The sequence below is a fragment of the Pauljensenia sp. C0254C2 genome, from assembly GCF_056583835.1.
Genome location: NZ_JBWPJO010000015.1, coordinates 30,397 through 47,324 on the forward strand (window position 1 = coordinate 30,397; position 16,928 = coordinate 47,324).

Genomic DNA, 16,928 nt, shown 5'->3' on the forward strand with positions numbered 1-16,928 from the left:
GAGCGGGTCTGCCTGACCTAAATCCCGCGATGAACGCGTAAAACTTTCGCAAACTAGGATTCCTCCGCGTGGGATTTTGAATGGGATATAGAGCGAAATTGCAGAATCTGAACACAAGGCTATTATGGCAGGGTGAAAGATAGCTGCCGGGTGTTTGCTCGCGACGTAAAGCGGATTTTTGCGGTTCCGCGATCCCTGATTATGGTCATCGGTATCTTGGTCACCCCAGCCCTGTACACTTGGCTGAATATTTTGGCCTTTTGGAACCCCTACAACGCGACGGAAAACCTACCCATAGCGGTAGTGAACAACGATGTGGGAACGGAATCCGCACTAACTGGTCAGCTAAATGTTGGCAACCTGGTAGTCGACAAATTGTCAGAGAATAAGCAGCTGGGCTGGCAGTTTACTGATCAAGCCACAGCCAATCACAAAATCAGAACCGGGGAAGTTTATGCGACTTTTGTCATCCCTAAGACCTTTAGTAAAGATTTAGTTGATATTTTCAGCGGCCAGCTCCATCAGCCGACCATCGAATACAACGTGAATGAAAAGAAAGGCGCCATTGCCCCCAAAATTACCGGTGCGGGAGCAAATGAACTCGATATTCAAATCACCTCAACTTTCCGGGGCAAGGTAGGCGAGGCCATTGCGCAAGCTTTGCGCGACGGTGCCCTAGAGATCGACGCAAATATTGCTGGTGCTGAGGGCAGTGCTTTAGATGCCTTGAGCGGTATTAACCGGGATCTGGTCGATGCGCAAGACACCTTGGATTCCGCCAGTGCGTCTGTGACGGGTTCCTTACAGACTATGAAAAAAGTCCGGGCTACGCTGGCTGCAGCTGACCCGGCATTGGCTGATGTTTCCGCGGCTTTAAGTGATGCGCAAGGAATTTTAGGGACGGTCGTCTCTGATGCTTCCGAGTTTGCTGCTCAGGCGGGACAAGCCAGTATTAACGCCCAAAAAGCACTCAATGAATCCTCGGCGGCGGCGGATTCGGCGGTCTCCAATGCGACAAATAAACTTACCGAAATAGACTCGCAGCTGCAATCCGGAATTAAAAGAGCGAATACCTCGATAGAGAAAATGCGTGAGCAGATTGCGATTTTAGAAAGATTCCCGCAGACACAAGAGCTCGCTGCAGAGTTGAAATCTCAGCTGAACGAGATGCAGGATTTGCTCGACAAGGTCGGGAAAACCGGGGCGGATGCCACCAAGGCTAGCAAGGATTTGCAGGCACTGATGAAATCCTTTAATCAGGCTCTGACGGACGCGCAACACGGCGCCACTGGTCTGCGGGAAGAGTCCACTCGAACCGCATCTCAGTTAAACTCCCAGGTAACGCAGCTGTCGGCGCAGCTGGGAGCCATCAACTCCGCGGTGAGTACCGCGCGGATTTCCCTTAAAGAAATTTCTACGCTTACCCGCGGAATCGATGACCAGATTGGGGACACCCAAAAGGTGCTTGATCAGGTGCAGGACGACCTGAACCTGCTGTCCAATACGGCTAGCGGGGCGCAAAACGATGTGGCGACTCTGGCTACCGCGCTTCGGACGGGAACTTTGAAAACAGTCATTGGGCTCGATCCGACCAATATCGGACGCTACTTAACCTCACCAGTAAAATTCGACCAGAAGCCCCTCTTTCCCATCAACTCATATGGTTCGGGAATGGCGGCTATGTTCCTCAATCTGTCCCTGTGGATTGGTGCGCTCATCCTGGTCATAATTTTCCGGGTAGAAGTCGATAAAGAAGGCTTTGACTGGTTGAGTTTGCGCTCGGCTTATCTGGGGCGCTTCATGCTCTCCGGGGTGCTGTCCATAGGGCAGGGGTTAATTGTCAGCGTAGGCAGTTTGCTGCTGGGAGTGAAAGCCGCCAACGCTCCCGCTTTCATTGCTACCTCTATGCTGATCGGCCCGTGTTATTTGGCAATTATCTATGCTTTAGCAGCCGCGTTCAGTCACGTGGGACGAGCCCTGGCAATCTTGCTGGTGGTGTTGCAGATTCCCGGTGCCTCGGGCATTTATCCGATCGAGCTCATGCCCAGATTCTTCCGCCAGCTTTCCCCGATGCTCCCGTTTTCTTACGGCATCAACGCGATCCGAGAGACTATCGGCGGGTTCTATCACGGGCGATTCTGGCATGTTATGGCGGTTCTATTGCTCATGAGCGTCACCATGTTCCTTCTAGGGTTTGTGGGGAGGCGTCGTTTCGGTTACTTCACCCAGCTGTTCTACGATGATTTGGCTCGCACTGAACTGGTCGTGAATGAAGACGTTCAGCTACAAAGTCGGGGTTACCGCTTGAGTAACATCATTGCGCTGCTGGCGAACCGAAAAGAATTTTCCACCCGTATCCGGCGACGTCAAGAAGAGTTCAATGCCCGCTATCCCGCTTTGATTAAGGGACTGAGTAGCGTGGGGATTTTGGTACTGGTTGTGCTCGGGATGACTTCCTGGCTCACCTCCGCCAGTAAACCCGTGCTCCTGGGATTAGTAGCGGTTTGGGGAGTGGCCATCATGGGGACTCTGGTTGGCGTAGTTGTACTAAAGAGCTCAATCGAACGAGCCGAGGGACTGTCGCATCTGACGGAAGATGAACTTTTCGAGAGTCTAGCCCGCCAGCGAGACGCGAATGCTATCAAAACCGCAAATCGGTCGGAGAACCTGAGCAGCGAACATTACCGCAGTCGCAGTAAACGTCGCCTCATTAGCGCGTCTGTGCGGGTAGACGCTGCGGATGATAGTTCTGAGCAGTCGGCTGGCGAATCCGATGCCTCCGCAACCAGCGAGGAGACGCGATGAACGAAGTACTTTTCATCATCCGAGACGATTTCCGTCAGATTCGCAGCAGCATTATGGTTCGGATTTCCCTGGTCCTGTTGATTGTCGTGCCCATGTTCTTCACCTGGTTCAACGTGTTGGCTACTTGGGATCCCTTCTCAAATTCGGGACAGCTGAAGATTGCTGTGGCTAACACCGACGACGGTTACACCAGCAAAATACTGAACGTCAAAGTAAATGTGGGAAACACGGTACTTAAGGAACTGGCAGTAAACGACCAGTTTGATTGGGTAATAACCAGTAAAGATCAGGCTTTGGAGGGTGCGCGCTCGGGGGAATATTACGCGACAATTGTGTTACCGGCGGATTTTTCAAAGTCCATGTTTACCTTCTATGCCGGCGGAGCAGCCCCGGCAAATATCACGCTGTACACCAATGAAAAGAAGAACCCGCTCTCAGCCAATCTCACCACGCAAGGCGCCCAGGGAGTCACCGCGCAGATCAACACGGTATTTTCGCAAACCTTGGCAGAAGCCACCGTGGCTATCGCTGAGGACGTGTCCTCTTATTTAGAGCATGCTGATACTCAGGCAGCTCTGGATCGGCTGAGCAACCACCTCCAAACCCTCTCTGCAGAACTGAATTCCGGGGCGAACACCGTTAGTTCTCTGTCTACCTTGATAGGTTCGGCGGTGCCACTCGCCACCGGAGCAAAACAGCTGGCTGCAGGGGTGCAGGATTCCTTTGAGGAGGCTGTTGACTCCACATTTGATTCCGGGAAAAAAGGTGCCGGCGGAACAACCAATCCCCTCGCATCCGTATCCTCTAGGCTCGACGATGCTGTGAGACTGGCAGAAGGCAATATCTCCGATCTGCAAAAGCAGTTAGACGAGTTGCTGAATTCGGCCAATAGCACCAGCCAGAGCAGTGCGGACACAGTCGAACAGCTGAAAACTTTGTTGGATAAACAAATCGCTGGCTTCCAACAAACACGGGACGCACTCGAGCAGGCACTGGGACCGGACGGGGCGGATTTAGAAGGGAAGGATCCAGCCGTTGACCGATTGCTGTCCGAGCTGGACGCGGCGATAGCTCGCCAACAAACCTTGTCCGAGCGACTGGGCAGTATTGCATCTGACCTACGCAGGGGAGTAACCCTCGATTCTGACCTGAGAGAGAAAGCCCGCCAAGCCATAGCAGACGCGCAACAGGCTATTGCCACCGCTCGATCCAATTTTGAGAAAAACTTACAGCCAAGAATTGAGAGCCTGCGTAAGAACCTGGATTCTGCCGGGAAAAATGTGAAGATTTTCCGCTCCTATCTGCAGGCGGTGCAAACCGATCTGTCGGAAAGTGCGGGCGGGATGATAGCGAGTATGCGTCGGGCTCAAAATAGCCTGGACAATACCGCGACAAAGATGCGTGAGGGAGCCCGCCGCTTGGATCAGGCTCGGGAACAGATTTCGTCTGCCCAGTCGCAAGGGGACTTGAAAAAAATCGTCACCACGTTAGGAGCTGACCCCAAAGATTTTGCCCGACTAATTTCGTCCCCGATAGCGGTAAAACGCAATGCGGTGTTCCCAGTCGCCACCTTTGGGGTGGGGATGACTCCGCTTTTCACCGTTATCGCTCTATGGGTGGGGGCGCTCCTGGCGGGGGTTTTCCTGCGCACTGATGTTTCTGAGAATGTGGCTAAACGCTATCTGGCCAGCAGGGGAGTCCGGAAAGATCCTGATGCAGTCGCCGGTGCGGATGCGAATGCAGAGGAATTGTCCCGGTCGGAAGGGGCGGAAACGAAGGCAAGTGAAACCGCACCTACTCCCGATGCGAAAACAGCCGCGAAAGCCGCAGAAAAAAAGTCTATATTTACCGGGGCGCAAGAGTATCTGGGGCGTTACTTTATGTTCTGGGTAATTGGGATGGCACAATCCACATTGCTGATGGTCGGGCTGATTGTGTTTGTGGAGATTGAACCAGCCCATCCCTTCCTGCTGATTTTGGCAGGCTGGGTTATTTCCACCGTCTTTACCGTTATCGTTTATACGCTGGTGATGGCACTGGCTAATGCGGGTAAAGCCTTAGCAGTGTTGTTACTGGTGCTACAGATTTCTGCCGCTGGTGGAGCTTATCCGTTGGAACTATTGCCGCAATGGTTCCAAAACATCAGTCCCTGGCTGCCCGCCACCTATGCGATTAATTTGATGCGTTCAGCTATCGCCGGGATTTATGCAGGGGATTTTGCCTATAACCTGGAGATGATCCTGGTGTTTGTGATTCCGAACTTAGTGCTCGGTCTGGTATTACGGCATACGATTGCCGGGCGGATCCACGATATTGCCAAAGAGGTCGAAAAAACGAAAGTCATGTAGCCAGGCGCACACCGGGCACCTCCCACTCCGTCCAGCACGGGAATAAGTTTTTCCTCCTGCCCAAAATCCGAAAAAGACAGCGTCTTTTTCGGATTTAACGCCCGCCTAGCCGACTCGGATAAAACTTATTCCCGTGCATAATGGTGGGGTGGGCAAGTTTTACAGGAACCGATCTTTTGTCCCGCTTAATACCTACGCTCCCCGGCACAATCAGCTAGGCAGGTTTTCTTTGGCTTGGCGGGTGCTTTGGTCAAAGTCCTCAACGTTATTGGCAGAGTTTGCCCCCAAGGGCGAAGACACCGAAGGAACCTTCTTAAAAGTCAGTGCCGGATCATAGGGCATGGGGCGCTGACCTTTGCGGCGTGCCGCTGAAATAAGAGTTGCCACCCAGGACAGTAGCGTCCAGATTGCCAATACCACTAGCGCCTTACCTAAGTGCAGTTCTCCGCCCGCAATCGCCGCGCGAATAGTGCGCGCCACATGGGTCATGGGGAGCAGCGGGCTGAGGAACTGGAAGAACCTAGGGGCGGTTTCTACCGGGAAGGTAGCTCCGGTAGAGGTGATTTGCAGGCAGAGCAGGATTACCGAAAGGGCGCGTCCTCGATATCCGAGGGCGGCTACGCAAGCCTGGTTCACTGCCACGTATCCGATAGAAGCCAGTACCGCTATCAAGACTAAGGCCCCGAAGTTTTGGGCATCTAGCTTTAGGAACAGTTGCAGCCCAGTTACTACAGTAACTGCTTGCAGAGCGCCAAAGAGCGCCCCGATAGCCATAGACCGGAAACCACATCTCCAGAAGCTCTCTTCGGGGTGACGCCGCAAAGCCAGGGCGGGGAAAATCAAGAAGATAGCAATCCCGCCGATCCACAAACATAGCGCCATGAAGAAGGGGGCGAATCCGGCACCGTTATCGTGAACCGGATTTTGGCGTACCGATTGCACGTCCGCGACCCCACTAGCGGCCTTCGAAACTTTTTTCGCCTGTCCCTTATCTACAGTGGGAACCTGCTCAGCGCCATCACGTAGTCCATCTTCTAGGCTGGAAGCACCGGTGGTTAACTTGTCGATTCCTCCCGCTAACTGTTTTCCACCCTCGGAGGCTTTGCCCGCACCCTGGGAAAGCGAATCAAGGCCGCCGCTGAGAGCATTAGCCCCCGTGCGTAACTGTCCGGAATTTTTATCTAGGGTAGAGGCTCCGGCAGAAAGTTTCTGAACCCCCCGTTGCGCCTGGTCTAATCCGTTCGCCAAGGCATAAGTGCCATCTCTTAGAGTCGGTTTTTGCTTTCCGGTCGAGCCTGTGGGGTAAGGGCGGTTTGCCGGCTAAGTTCCTTAACTCCTTGATCTGCTGCGTTCAGCTTCGCCTTCATTTCTTGTGGATCAGCCTGGGAAAGTTTGTCCGCGATCGTCAGCAGGCCTTGACCCTTGGTGATATTTTCGGACAGCTGCTGCAGGGTGATGCCCTGTTTGTTCGCTAGTTCAGTAAGCAACTGGCACTGGGGGAATGACGGAAGTGCCGCCGGGGGCACCTGGGCGCATTTGTCCGCTGCTTGTTTAAGTTCGTTCAACAATTGGTTGATTTTGGCGGTATCGATGTCGGCTTGCGAAAGTGGGGCTAAAAGATCCACCAAGTCATTTCCGGGTTAATACCTGAATTGTGTGTATAAATTCGTTATTTTTTTGGGGTTTGATCAAGGGTTATGACGGTTTGAATATGCTTTGAGAGCATATTGTGTGAAGAGTGCTTGTAATCGACCGGTTTGTGGTGTATGCGGACAAAGGCTTGTAAAGAACGGTAAGACTAGCTCTAGGCGAACTAGGTGGCGTTGCCTGGCCTGCGGGTCCTCGGCAGTTAAATCACGTCCTGATATGAGCGCTAGAGCCCAAGCAGACCTGTTTATAAAATGGCTGCTAGAAGGCTATTCGGTTAGCCAACTCGGGGTAGCTAAAACCTCTTTTGCCACTAAATGCGCCTGGTGTTGGCAAGTCGAGGTGCCCAAGCCATCGGTCACTGGCGAGGTCTACGATCAGGTGCTACTTGATGGAATCTATCTTGCCTACGGCTGGTGTCTAATCACCGCTACCAACGGGGAAAAGATTATCGCTTGGCAGTGGTGCCAACGGGAAAACTCTGCCGCCTACCAAGCATTAATGAACCGGCTACCAGCCCCGACGGTAGTGGTAACCGATGGCGGGGCAGGCATCATCAAAGCACTACGTTTGACCTGGCCTGAAAGTCACATCCAACGCTGTCTTTTGGGTCTGCTGAGGGTTTGGTTGACAGTTTTCCTTCTGATTTTTAGGCCGCAAGGGATGCGGCTGATTCCATGATTGTTTCGTATTCGATTGGTGTCAATTTACCCAGTGCTCGTTGCCGTCTTTTCCTGTGATATGTCCGTTCAATCCAGTGAGTGATCGCGGCAGATAATTCACGGCGCCTGTTCCAAGAGCCACGATCAAGAACGTTCTTTTGTACAAGAGCGAAGAAAGATTCCATCGCAGCGGTAACCATTCACCTGTCCAACCAGCCCGGTGCGTTACACAAGGTCAAGTCCCCCTCCATCAGCCCGCTGCGCACGGACATGTCGTCGTGGGGATTCTTCGAGGCACACCAGGTGTGCGAGCCGTTTAGCTACCTCGATTCCGAGCTGATCGCCCACACGCTCACCGCCTCTGGGCAGGTCACCAACCCCGGACTGCTCGACGCGGTACCGATCATCACGATCAAAGGCACCGGGGCGATGACACTGACGGTCAACGCCGCCACCTACCGCGTCCAGTCACCGGCAGGGCAGATACCTTGGACTCGGCACAAAATCAACTTCAACAGCTCATTCAGGGGTACGTGCACCAGGTTCTGCGGTCTACTCGTGAGGTGCCTAAGGTCTATCCAAAGGTGATGCGGATCGAGGACCACAGCCTGCCGATCGGAGAAACGATCCACGATCAGGTTGAGGGCCGCGCCGATTTCGTGGTGCGCCGCACCTATGGTGGCTGGTTCAAGTCCCTAATGGAGTCTGAATCATTCGACTCTTACAGCGGAAAGTACGTGTTGGCGAAGCTCCTGAACACCTCCTCAAGCATTGTGTGGTGGCATCGCCTGCACCCACACGCAGGTGCATTCGTCTACTACAACCCGAAGGATCGCTACTTCCCGGACTTCGTTGCCCTTGACACCGATGGTGTCCACTGGATCATCGAGGGTAAATCCGAGAAGGGATGAGAAGACGCGGTTGTGCAAGCAAAAGCGCAAGGCTGCGGAATCGCTCGTCCGTCGATTGGTCGCCGAGGATGCCTTCGAAGGCCAGCGATGGGGCTATCTCATCGCGTATGAAGATGACATTGCTGATTCCGATTCGTGGGAAGACCTCAAGACTCGGAGCCAGCCTGTGAGCAACGCTTTATAGCGCGATGTGTGCGCGACTGGTCGCGAGCTACTCACCGCGTTGACGCTAGCTGCCAAGCACGAAGCGGTGGCCGAGGCCCGGCTCGGTGAGGAAGTAGCGCGGGGCGGAGGAATCCTCCTCGAGTTTCTGGCGGATCTGCGACATGTAGACGCGCACGTAGCCGGCCCCGTTCGTGTATTCGGGGCCCCACACGTTCTCGAGCAGTTCGTCCTTGCGCACGAGCTGATTGGGGTGGTTCACGAGGTAGCTCACGATGCCCCACTCGTGCGGGGTTAGGCGCACGGGCGTGCCGTTGACGGTCGCGGTTTTTGCGGCGAGGTCGATCGTGAGGCGACCGTCGGTGGTGGTCACGACGGGGGAGGGGGAGCCCGACGTTCGCCGCCTGAGGTTGGCGCGCAAACGCGCAAGGAGCTCCCCGAGCGCGAAGGGCTTGGTCACGTAGTCGTCGGCGCCGCGATCGAGCGCCTCGATCTTCGTGTAGGTTTCGTGGCGGGCGGTCACGACGATGATCGGGACGTCTGACCAGCCGCGGATCCCGTCGATGACGTCGAGGCCGCTCATGTGCGGCAGGCCGAGGTCGAGGAGGACGGCCTCGATCGGGTTGTCGGCGGCCATGACGAGCGCCTCCTCCCCGGTCGTTGCCGTGAGCACCTGGTATTTGCGGGCCGTGAGGTTAACGGTCATGGCCCTGGCCAGTGCCGGATCGTCCTCGACGATGAGAATCATGACGCGCTCCCAACGGTGGTGGTCTCGTGTGCGGGGGTGGGCACACTGTCGGTGGTGGCTGGGGTGATCGTGAGCGGCAGTGACAACACCATTGTGAGCCCACCTCCTGGAGTATCGTCGGCGGTGAGCGTGCCGCCCACGCCTTCCGCGAGCCCGCGCGCAACCGCGGCGCCGAGGCCAAGCCCGTGGCTGTTCGTCGTGTCACCGAAGCGCGTGAAGGGCGTGAACAGGCGCACCTTGCTCTCCTCGGTGAGGCCGGGTCCGTAATCGATCACGCGAATGAGGATACGCTCGCCATCCTGTGTCGCGTCGATCGTGACCCCCGAGTCGGTGTGTTTGGCGGCGTTGCTGATGAGGTTCTCGAGCACGCGTTCCATGAGCGCCGCATCCGTCGTGATTGCCGGCAGTTCGCGCGGGACGCGCTCGTCGAGCGAAGGCGGCACGAGGGAGGGGTCCATGTGGCGGAGGGTTTGGGCAACCAGTTCGGCGGGTCCGATGGTGACTGCCTTAACCTTGAGCTTATTCGTGTGGATGCGCGACATATCCAGGAGGTCCGCGACGATCCGATCCAGCCTGTCCGAGGACGATTCGATCGTGCGCAGAAGCTCCACCTGTGCGTCGCGGGGAAGATCAACGTCGTCGAGGAGGAGACCGGAGACGGCCGTTTTAATCGTCGCGAGCGGGGTGCGCAAGTCGTGCGAGACGGCCGTCAAAAGCGCCGTACGCACGGAGTTCGCGGCCTCGAGCTGCCGGGCCTGCGTGCGGGTCCGGTTGAGCTGCTCCTGGGTCATGAGGCTCACGAGCCGGCCCGAATAGGCTTCGAGGAGCTGCTGCTCACTCGACGTGAGCGGGCGGCCAACGAGGGCGAGAACGTGCTGGTCGTCGAGCGAAAAGGCTTCGTCGGCGAGCGTGACCGATTCGATCCGGATGCCCACTTCGTAGTCGGGCACGAGCGTCGTGCCCTCGACGGTGGCGAGGGCGACGCCATCCTGGCCGAACGTTGTGGCGATCTGCTCGAGGATCTCCTGAATGCCGATCCCGTCGCGGATCACGGAGCGGGCAAGCTCCGTCATGAGCTGCGCGTGCCGGCGCGCCTCCTGGGACTCGCGCTGGCGGCTCACAGCGCCGTCGACGACCTGGGCGACGAGGACCGCGACGAGCACGAACACGATGAGCAGGAAGATGTTCTTCGGTTCCGTGATGGACAGCGTGTGCGTGGGCGCGGTGAAAAACCAGTTGAGCAATAGCGCGCCGCCGATGGCCGTCGCGAGAGCCGGCCACAGGCCACCCACGAGGGCGACGACGACGGACGCGAGCACGAAGCTCATAATCGCCGTGGGCAGGTGCGCCGTGGGATCGCCGAGCGCGAGGTTCGCGAGGGTGACGACGATCGTGAGAATGGTCGCGAGTACCCAGCCTGTCGCGAGCCGCGCGGGGGAGAGGCTCGTGGACGGCGCAGGAGCCGACCAGTGCGTGGCGGGCGGGTCTACGGCGACGATGTGCACGTCGATGTCGCCGGCACCGTCGATAATCGTGGCGCTCGTGGACCGCATGAGCAGCCGCTGCGCGAAGCCCTGACGCGAAGCTCCCACAACGAGCTGGCTCGCGTTCACGGTCGTGGCGAAATCGAGGAGCGTGCGCGGGACGTCATCGCCCGAAAGCACGTGCCACGAGCCGCCGAGAGATTCGGTGAGGGAACGCGCTTCGCTCATCTGCTCGGGCGACATGCGCGGCGGGCCATCCGCCGCGAGGACGTGAACGACGAGGAGCTCGCGGCCGGCGATCCGCCCGGCGATGCGGCGGCCACGGCGAATGAGGGCGGCAGTCTTCTGGCCGCCGCCCACGGCCACGAGGATCCTCTCGCGCGCCGCCCACGGCTCCTTGATGCCTTCCTCGCTGCGGTACTTCTCGAGACCATCGTCGACCTGATCGGCGAGCCACAAAAGCGCGAGCTCGCGAAGCGCCGTGAGGTTCCCCTTGCGGAAAAACTTGCTGAGCGCCGCATCCACGGTCGCGGGCCCGTACACCTGCCCCTGCCGCAGCCGCACGCGCAGCGCATCGGGGCTCAGGTCGATCAGCTCGACCTCCTCCGCTTCGCGCAGGACCGGATCGGGAATCGTCTCGTTTTGCACGTGGCCCGTAATGTTCGTGACCACGTCGTTGAGGGACTCGAGGTGCTGAATGTTCACGGTTGAGATGACGTTGATGCCCGCATCGAGCAAACGGTGCACATCCTGCCAGCGCTTCGCCGTCGTATCCTCGCCGTGCACGGTATGAGCGAGCTCGTCCACGAGAACGACGTCGGGCTTACGCTCGATAATCGCCGGAACATCAAGCTCGTCATACGTCGAGCCGCGATAGCTCACCCGCCGAGGCGGAATCACCGGCAGCCCCTCAAGCCTCGCGGCGGTCCCCGAACGCCCGTGGGTTTCAACGACGCCCACGACGACGTCCTCCCCGCCCTTCAGGCGGTCGTGGGCCTCCTCGAGCATCGCGCAGGTCTTACCTACGCCGGGGGCAGCCCCCAGATACACCTTGAGTACACCGCGCACCGTGTTCATGTCAGTCCTTCGCCGCAAGCAGGTCGAGGTTCAGGTCATTGACGTTGACGACCTCTTCACCTGCAAAGCCGAGGGTTCGCCCCTGGGTGTGCTTCTTGACGAGCTGTTCAACAGCTGACCGCGAAAGCCCCGAGTTCTTCGCCACTCGTTCGATCTGGATACGAGCATACTCCGGGCTGATGTGCGGGTCGAGACCGGAACTACTCGCGGTCACCGCATCCGCGGGGACAACGGCCTCATCAACGCCGTTCTCGCGGGCGATAAGGGCGCGCTGCTCAGCGATCTGCGCGGTGATCTCCTCACCGACAGGGCTCAAGTTCGAGCCGCCCGAAGCCAAACCGTCGTAGTTGCCCGCCGACATCCGGGGGTGGAACAGGGCGGGATCCTTCGACGTGTCCTGAGCGATCAGGGACGACCCGACGGTGCGGCCATCGAGGCTCATCATGGAACCGTCGGCATTGTGAGCGAACGCCCGGCCGGCGACCCATACGGCCGCCGGATAAAACAGGCCAAGCACAACGAGAAGGGCAAGAAGGACGCGCGTGGAGCGCCACATGGCGGAGACGATGCCCGAGAGTGTCGAGTTCATGAGTTTTCCAATCGAGAGAAAAACGACAGTGGTGGTGGGGCCGAGCCGGAGAGGTCACGAGAAGCGGCGCCCTCGCGGCTCGGCCCTCATGGTTAGAGCCCGGGAATGATGCTCACGACGAGGTCGATGAGCTTGATCCCGATGAAAGGAACGATGAATCCGCCCAGGCCATAGATGAGCAGGTTGCGGCCGAGGAGCTGGTTTGCAGAACCCGGCCGATACTTCACGCCCTTGAGCGCGAGAGGAATGAGCGCAACGATGATGAGCGCGTTGAAGATCACGGCCGAGAGGATCGCCGACTCGGGTGAACTCAGGCGCATGACGTTGAGCAGATCGAGGCCGGGGAACACGCTCACGAACATCGCGGGAACGATCGCGAAATACTTCGCGACGTCGTTCGCGATCGAGAACGTCGTGAGAGCACCGCGCGTGATGAGAAGCTGCTTGCCGATCTCGACAATCTCGATGAGCTTGGTCGGATCCGAATCGAGATCGACCATGTTGCTCGCTTCCTTCGCGGCCTGCGTGCCCGTATTCATGGCCACGCCGACGTCGGCCTGCGCAAGCGCCGGAGCGTCATTCGTGCCGTCACCCGTCATCGCGACCATGTTGCCGCCGCGCTGCTCACTGCGGATCAGCGCGAGCTTATCCTCGGGCTTTGCACCCGCGAGATAGTCGTCAACGCCGGCCTCTTTCGCGATCGCACGCGCCGTCAGCTCGTTGTCGCCCGTAATCATGACGGTGCGAATGCCCATCTTGCGAAGGTGCGCGAAGCGCTCCGTCATGCCTTCCTTGATGACATCCTTGAGGTGCAGGCTGCCGAGCACGCGGCGGGCCCCGGCCTTCTCTTCGGCCACGACGAGGGCCGTGCCACCGTCGGAAGAAATCTCCCGCACAGTTTCGTTGACATCCTCCGTGACGGTTCCGCGCTTCGCGGTGACCCACTTGAGGATCTCGGAAGCCGCGCCCTTGACGATGCAGTGCTCGGGAGTGCGCTGCACGCCGCTCATGCGCGTTTCCGCGCTGAACGGGATGAACTCAGCGTTTCGATACTCGCTTTCGGGAATCGGGCCAACGCCCATGGTCGTCGTCGCGAACTCCACGATCGAACGACCCTCGGGGGTCTCGTCCGCGAGAGAGGACAATAGCGCGCCGTAGGCAATCTCGTCCTCGCTCACGCCCTGGGCGGGAATGAACGCGCTCGCCTGGCGATCACCCACCGTGATCGTGCCGGTCTTGTCCAACAGCAGAGTTGTCACGTCGCCAGCGGCCTCGACCGCACGGCCCGACGTCGCCATGATGTTGCGGCGCATGAGCCTATCCATGCCGGCGATACCGATCGCCGAAAGGAGCGCGCCGATCGTCGTGGGGATAAGACACACGAGCAGGGCGATGAGAACCTCGATCGGTTGCTTCGCGCCCGCGTAATCGGCCATGGGAACGAGCGTTGCGACGACGAACAAGAAGATGAGCGTGAGCACCGAAAGGAACGCCGAAAGAGCGATCTCGTTCGGGGTCTTCTGCCGCTGCGCGCCCTCGACGAGGTCGATCATGCGGTCCACGAACGTGTTGCCCGGCTCCGAGGTTATGCGCACCTCGATCTCGTCCGAAAGGACGCGCGTGCCGCCCGTGACCGCCGAACGGTCGCCGCCGCTTTCGCGGATCACGGGAGCAGATTCGCCCGTAATCGCAGACTCATCGACCGTCGCGGCACCCTTGACGACGTCGCCATCGCCCGGGATCGTCTCGCCCGCACACACCACGACGATGTCACCGGGGCGAAGACCCGCGGCGCGAACCTCCTCGATGCTTCCATCCTCGCGGCGCACGCGGCCCACGGCCGCTGTCTTCGCGGAACGGAGCGCATCGGCCTGCGCCTTACCTCGACCCTCAGCCACAGCCTCGGCGAGGTTCGCGAACACGACCGTGAGGAACAGCCAGATCGCGAGCGAGAACACGAACACGCTCGGCTTGAAAAAGCCCACGATGATCGTGATGAGCGCGCCCATCTCGACGATAAACATGACGGGCGTGCGCACCATGTGCGCGGGGTGCAACTTGCGCAGCGCCTGTGGGAGCGCCTTGGCAAGAGCGCGCGGCGTGAAGCCTGATCCGGAATTCGCGGTCTTCTCCTCGTGAGGCTGCGAAGAAACGCGGTCGGTCACCTGTACCTGAGTCATTACATGAGTCCTTCAGCAAGTGGTCCAAGAGCGAGCGTCGGAAGGAAGGACAGGCCGGTCACGATGAGCGCGATGCCGGTCATGACGCCTGCAAAGAGAGGTGTGTGAGTGCGCAGGGTGCCGCGGTTGGTCGCGACAACCTTCTTGGAGGCGAGCTTGCCCGCGAGCGCCACCACGAACAGCATCGGCAGGAAGCGGCCAAGCAGCATGGCGAGGCCCAGCGCCACGTTGAAGAACGGCGTGTTCGCATTGAGGCCCGCGAAGGCGGAACCATTGTTGTTGGACGCCGACGTGAACGCGTAAAGCACCTCGCTGAAGCCGTGGGGGCCGCCGTTGGCGAGCGACGCCGCCGTCGACGGCAGGGCGATGGCGACTGCCGATCCCACGAGCACGAGCACGGGCACGACGAGGATGTACAGGCTCAAAAGCTTGACCTCGGTCGGGCCGATGCGTTTACCCATGTAGACCGGCGTGCGGCCCACCATGAGCCCGCTGATGAACACGCTCATGATCGCGATGACGAGCATCCCGTACAGGCCGGAACCGACGCCGCCCGGCGCGATTTCACCGAGAAGCATGTTGAAGATCAACACGCCGCCGGAAATCGGCTCGTAGGAGGAGTGCATCGAGTCCACGGCGCCCGTTGAGGTGAGCGTCGTCGCGGTCGCAAACAGGCTCGAACCGACGATCCCGAAGCGCGCCTCCTTGCCCTCCATCGCGGCGAGATGATCGCCCGCGAAGTGAAGCTGGAGGGAGGTCGTGGCGGCGAGCGAACCGATCGCGAGAACAGCCATCGCGCCGAGAACAGCCCAGCCCTGACGCTTGTCGCCCACCATGATTCCGTAGGTGCGGGGGAGGGCGAACGGGATAAGCAGGATCAGGAAGATCTCGATGAGATTTGTGAGGCCGTTCGGATTCTCGAACGGGTGCGCGGAGTTCGCGTTGAAGAAACCGCCACCGTTCGTGCCGAGCTCCTTGATCGCTTCCTGGCTCGCGACGGGCCCGCCGGGAATGATCTGTGTTCCACCGGTGAGGGTGTGCACGTGCTGGGCGGCGTTGAAGTTCTGGATGGCGCCGCCGGCGATCAGAAGGATCGCGCCGATGAACGCGATCGGCAAAAGGATGCGGAAGTTACAGCGCACGAGGTCAACCCAGAAGTTACCGAGCTTATCCGTGCCGTGGCGGGCAATACCGCGGATGATCACGATAGCCACGCAGATTCCGACGGCGGCCGAAATGAAGTTCTGGAACGACATGCCCAGCATCTGCGTGAGATGGGACATCGTCGTTTCACCGCCGTACGACTGCCAGTTCGTGTTGGTCACGAACGAGGTTGCCGTGTTCCACGCCTGCGTCTCTTCGACGGGGCCGAGGCCGTGCGCCATGGGCAGCCACTGCTGAACGCGCTGCAGGATGTAGAGGCCGAGCACACTCAGGAGGGAGACGGCGAGAATGTTGCGAAGGTAAATTCGCCACGAGTGCTCTCGGTCTGTTCGGATCCCCGCGAAGCGGTACACGAGCCGCTCCGGCCACAGGTGGCGCTCAGAGGTAAAGGTGCGCGCCATGTACGCGCCGAGCGGTCGATGCACCGCGACGAGTGCCGCGATGAGAACGAGGATTTGAATGAACGCCATGACTACCCGAACCTTTCCGGTCGAATGAGTGCATAGGTCACGTACACGATTGCGGCTGCGCAGATGAGCAGCCAGGCGATATCGAGGATGGTCACAGCAGGCTCACCGCCGATGCGAGGCCCAGGCATCCTCCGAAGAATACGGTCGTCAATACGACAAACACAATGTCGAGCACGGTATGGCTCCTGAATGATGCTGCCGGAAACCCTCCGGCGTGGCGGATCCGCAACCGGGGTACCCGGCGTGCGAAGTCGCTCGGTTGAGCGGCACTGCTATTGAACGTCGAGGTCGCCCGGGCCCGAATGAAAACTGACGCGTTCTTGACGCGGTGCCGATTTTTCCTGACACATTCTTGACACCGCCTGGTCAGGGGTCACATTTTTTGCCTGTTTCTCGCCGCGCGCGTGCGTGAGGTGTGCCCCGTGAACTTGGAGGCGGGGCGTGGGGCCGCTATGCTGCTGTAGTTGGAGTAACAGGGGCCTTTAGCTCAGTTGGCAGAGCATCGGACTTTTAATCTGTGGGTTGGGGGTTCGATTCCCCCTGGGCCTACCACTGTGATGTGTCGGGACATTGTTGACAGTTTGTTGGCGGTGTCCCGGTCTTTTTGTGTGTGGGGTCGATGGTGTGTTCGGCGATGATTTCTCCGGTGGTGCGGTCGATGGTGATGGTGTCGTTGCCTGC

Annotated in this window: 13 protein-coding genes, 1 tRNA gene and 2 pseudogenes; 7 read left to right on the forward strand and 9 right to left on the reverse strand. The window is 58.8% G+C overall.

Annotated elements, in window-relative coordinates:
• Positions 1–132: 132 nt before the first annotated feature.
• Entirely contained in the window at positions 133–2,805 is a 2,673-nt protein-coding gene (locus AC1DA5_RS09500) for a YhgE/Pip domain-containing protein (RefSeq protein WP_058236509.1), read from the forward strand.
• Positions 2,802–5,153 (forward strand): YhgE/Pip domain-containing protein, encoded by a 2,352-nt coding sequence (locus tag AC1DA5_RS09505; protein ID WP_058236510.1) that lies wholly within the window; start codon positions 2,802–2,804, stop codon positions 5,151–5,153. Before AC1DA5_RS09500 ends, AC1DA5_RS09505 begins: the two co-directional genes overlap by 4 nt.
• A gap of 210 nt (positions 5,154–5,363) precedes the next feature.
• Here the strand turns inward: AC1DA5_RS09505 and AC1DA5_RS09510 are convergent, their stop codons facing one another.
• Both AC1DA5_RS09510 and AC1DA5_RS09515 read right to left on the reverse strand, forming a co-directional pair.
• Positions 5,364–6,401: a YhgE/Pip family protein gene (locus AC1DA5_RS09510; protein ID WP_058236511.1), complete on the reverse strand. Its 1,038-nt coding sequence runs from the start codon at positions 6,399–6,401 to the stop codon at positions 5,364–5,366.
• Positions 6,402–6,418: 17 nt separating this feature from the next.
• Entirely contained in the window at positions 6,419–6,781 is a 363-nt protein-coding gene (locus AC1DA5_RS09515) for a hypothetical protein (protein WP_141757283.1), read from the reverse strand.
• 103 nt (positions 6,782–6,884) lie between these two features.
• Between AC1DA5_RS09515 and AC1DA5_RS09520 the strand changes: the two are divergent.
• Both AC1DA5_RS09520 and AC1DA5_RS09525 read left to right on the forward strand, forming a co-directional pair.
• Positions 6,885–6,986, forward strand: a pseudogene (locus AC1DA5_RS09520) (transposase-like zinc-binding domain-containing protein); the annotation flags it as partial.
• Between the two features lie 33 nt (positions 6,987–7,019).
• Entirely contained in the window at positions 7,020–7,481 is a 462-nt protein-coding gene (locus tag AC1DA5_RS09525) for a transposase (RefSeq protein ID WP_058236513.1), read from the forward strand.
• On the opposite strand, the pseudogene AC1DA5_RS09530 reads toward AC1DA5_RS09525, so the two are convergent.
• A pseudogene (locus tag AC1DA5_RS09530) lies at positions 7,450–7,653 on the reverse strand (IS3 family transposase); the annotation flags it as partial. The gene AC1DA5_RS09525 and the pseudogene AC1DA5_RS09530 overlap by 32 nt on opposite strands.
• Between AC1DA5_RS09530 and AC1DA5_RS09535 the strand changes: the two are divergent.
• Entirely contained in the window at positions 7,562–8,050 is a 489-nt protein-coding gene (locus AC1DA5_RS09535) for a hypothetical protein (RefSeq protein WP_480290045.1), read from the forward strand. The pseudogene AC1DA5_RS09530 and the gene AC1DA5_RS09535 overlap by 92 nt on opposite strands.
• Complete coding sequence (locus AC1DA5_RS09540) at positions 8,047–8,373, forward strand: hypothetical protein (protein WP_157886346.1); 327 nt, start codon at positions 8,047–8,049, stop codon at positions 8,371–8,373. Before AC1DA5_RS09535 ends, AC1DA5_RS09540 begins: the two co-directional genes overlap by 4 nt.
• Positions 8,374–8,602: 229 nt before the next feature.
• Here AC1DA5_RS09540 and AC1DA5_RS09545 read toward each other — a convergent pair whose 3' ends face one another.
• The 6 genes from AC1DA5_RS09545 to AC1DA5_RS09570 all read right to left on the reverse strand — a co-directional run bounded on the left by AC1DA5_RS09545 (position 8,603) and on the right by AC1DA5_RS09570 (position 16,375).
• Complete coding sequence (locus tag AC1DA5_RS09545) at positions 8,603–9,283, reverse strand: response regulator (RefSeq protein ID WP_058236515.1); 681 nt, start codon at positions 9,281–9,283, stop codon at positions 8,603–8,605.
• Positions 9,280–11,844, reverse strand: a complete 2,565-nt coding sequence (locus tag AC1DA5_RS09550; RefSeq protein ID WP_058236516.1) for a DUF4118 domain-containing protein — start codon at positions 11,842–11,844, stop codon at positions 9,280–9,282. The genes AC1DA5_RS09545 and AC1DA5_RS09550 overlap by 4 nt, the downstream gene beginning before the upstream one ends.
• Position 11,845: 1 nt before the next feature.
• On the reverse strand, positions 11,846–12,433 hold the full coding sequence (locus tag AC1DA5_RS09555; protein WP_058236517.1) for a potassium-transporting ATPase subunit C: 588 nt from the start codon (positions 12,431–12,433) through the stop codon (positions 11,846–11,848).
• 92 nt (positions 12,434–12,525) lie between these two features.
• Positions 12,526–14,613, reverse strand: coding sequence for a potassium-transporting ATPase subunit KdpB (gene kdpB, locus AC1DA5_RS09560; RefSeq protein ID WP_058236518.1), 2,088 nt, complete (start codon positions 14,611–14,613; stop codon positions 12,526–12,528).
• Complete coding sequence (kdpA, locus tag AC1DA5_RS09565; RefSeq protein ID WP_058236519.1) at positions 14,613–16,247, reverse strand: potassium-transporting ATPase subunit KdpA; 1,635 nt, start codon at positions 16,245–16,247, stop codon at positions 14,613–14,615. The genes kdpB and kdpA overlap by 1 nt, the downstream gene beginning before the upstream one ends.
• 2 nt (positions 16,248–16,249) lie before the next feature.
• Complete coding sequence (locus AC1DA5_RS09570; protein WP_082628504.1) at positions 16,250–16,375, reverse strand: potassium-transporting ATPase subunit F; 126 nt, start codon at positions 16,373–16,375, stop codon at positions 16,250–16,252.
• A gap of 348 nt (positions 16,376–16,723) precedes the next feature.
• Between AC1DA5_RS09570 and AC1DA5_RS09575 the strand changes: the two genes are divergently transcribed.
• A tRNA-Lys gene (locus AC1DA5_RS09575) sits at positions 16,724–16,799 on the forward strand.
• Positions 16,800–16,928 lie beyond the last annotated feature (129 nt).

Excerpts from the sequence above, each read along its gene's own strand:
- AC1DA5_RS09555 (WP_058236517.1), bottom strand. The coding sequence starts at position 12,433 with ATGAACTCGACACTCTCGGGCATCGTCTCCGCCATGTGGCGCTCCACG.
- kdpA (WP_058236519.1), bottom strand. The coding sequence starts at position 16,247 with ATGGCGTTCATTCAAATCCTCGTTCTCATCGCGGCACTCGTCGCGGTG.
- AC1DA5_RS09505 (WP_058236510.1), top strand. The coding sequence starts at position 2,802 with ATGAACGAAGTACTTTTCATCATCCGAGACGATTTCCGTCAGATTCGC.
- AC1DA5_RS09550 (WP_058236516.1), bottom strand. The coding sequence starts at position 11,844 with ATGAACACGGTGCGCGGTGTACTCAAGGTGTATCTGGGGGCTGCCCCC.
- AC1DA5_RS09570 (WP_082628504.1), bottom strand. The coding sequence starts at position 16,375 with ATGCCTGGGCCTCGCATCGGCGGTGAGCCTGCTGTGACCATCCTCGAT.
- kdpB (WP_058236518.1), bottom strand. The coding sequence starts at position 14,613 with ATGACTCAGGTACAGGTGACCGACCGCGTTTCTTCGCAGCCTCACGAG.
- AC1DA5_RS09525 (WP_058236513.1), top strand. The coding sequence starts at position 7,020 with ATGAGCGCTAGAGCCCAAGCAGACCTGTTTATAAAATGGCTGCTAGAA.
- AC1DA5_RS09545 (WP_058236515.1), bottom strand. The coding sequence starts at position 9,283 with ATGATTCTCATCGTCGAGGACGATCCGGCACTGGCCAGGGCCATGACC.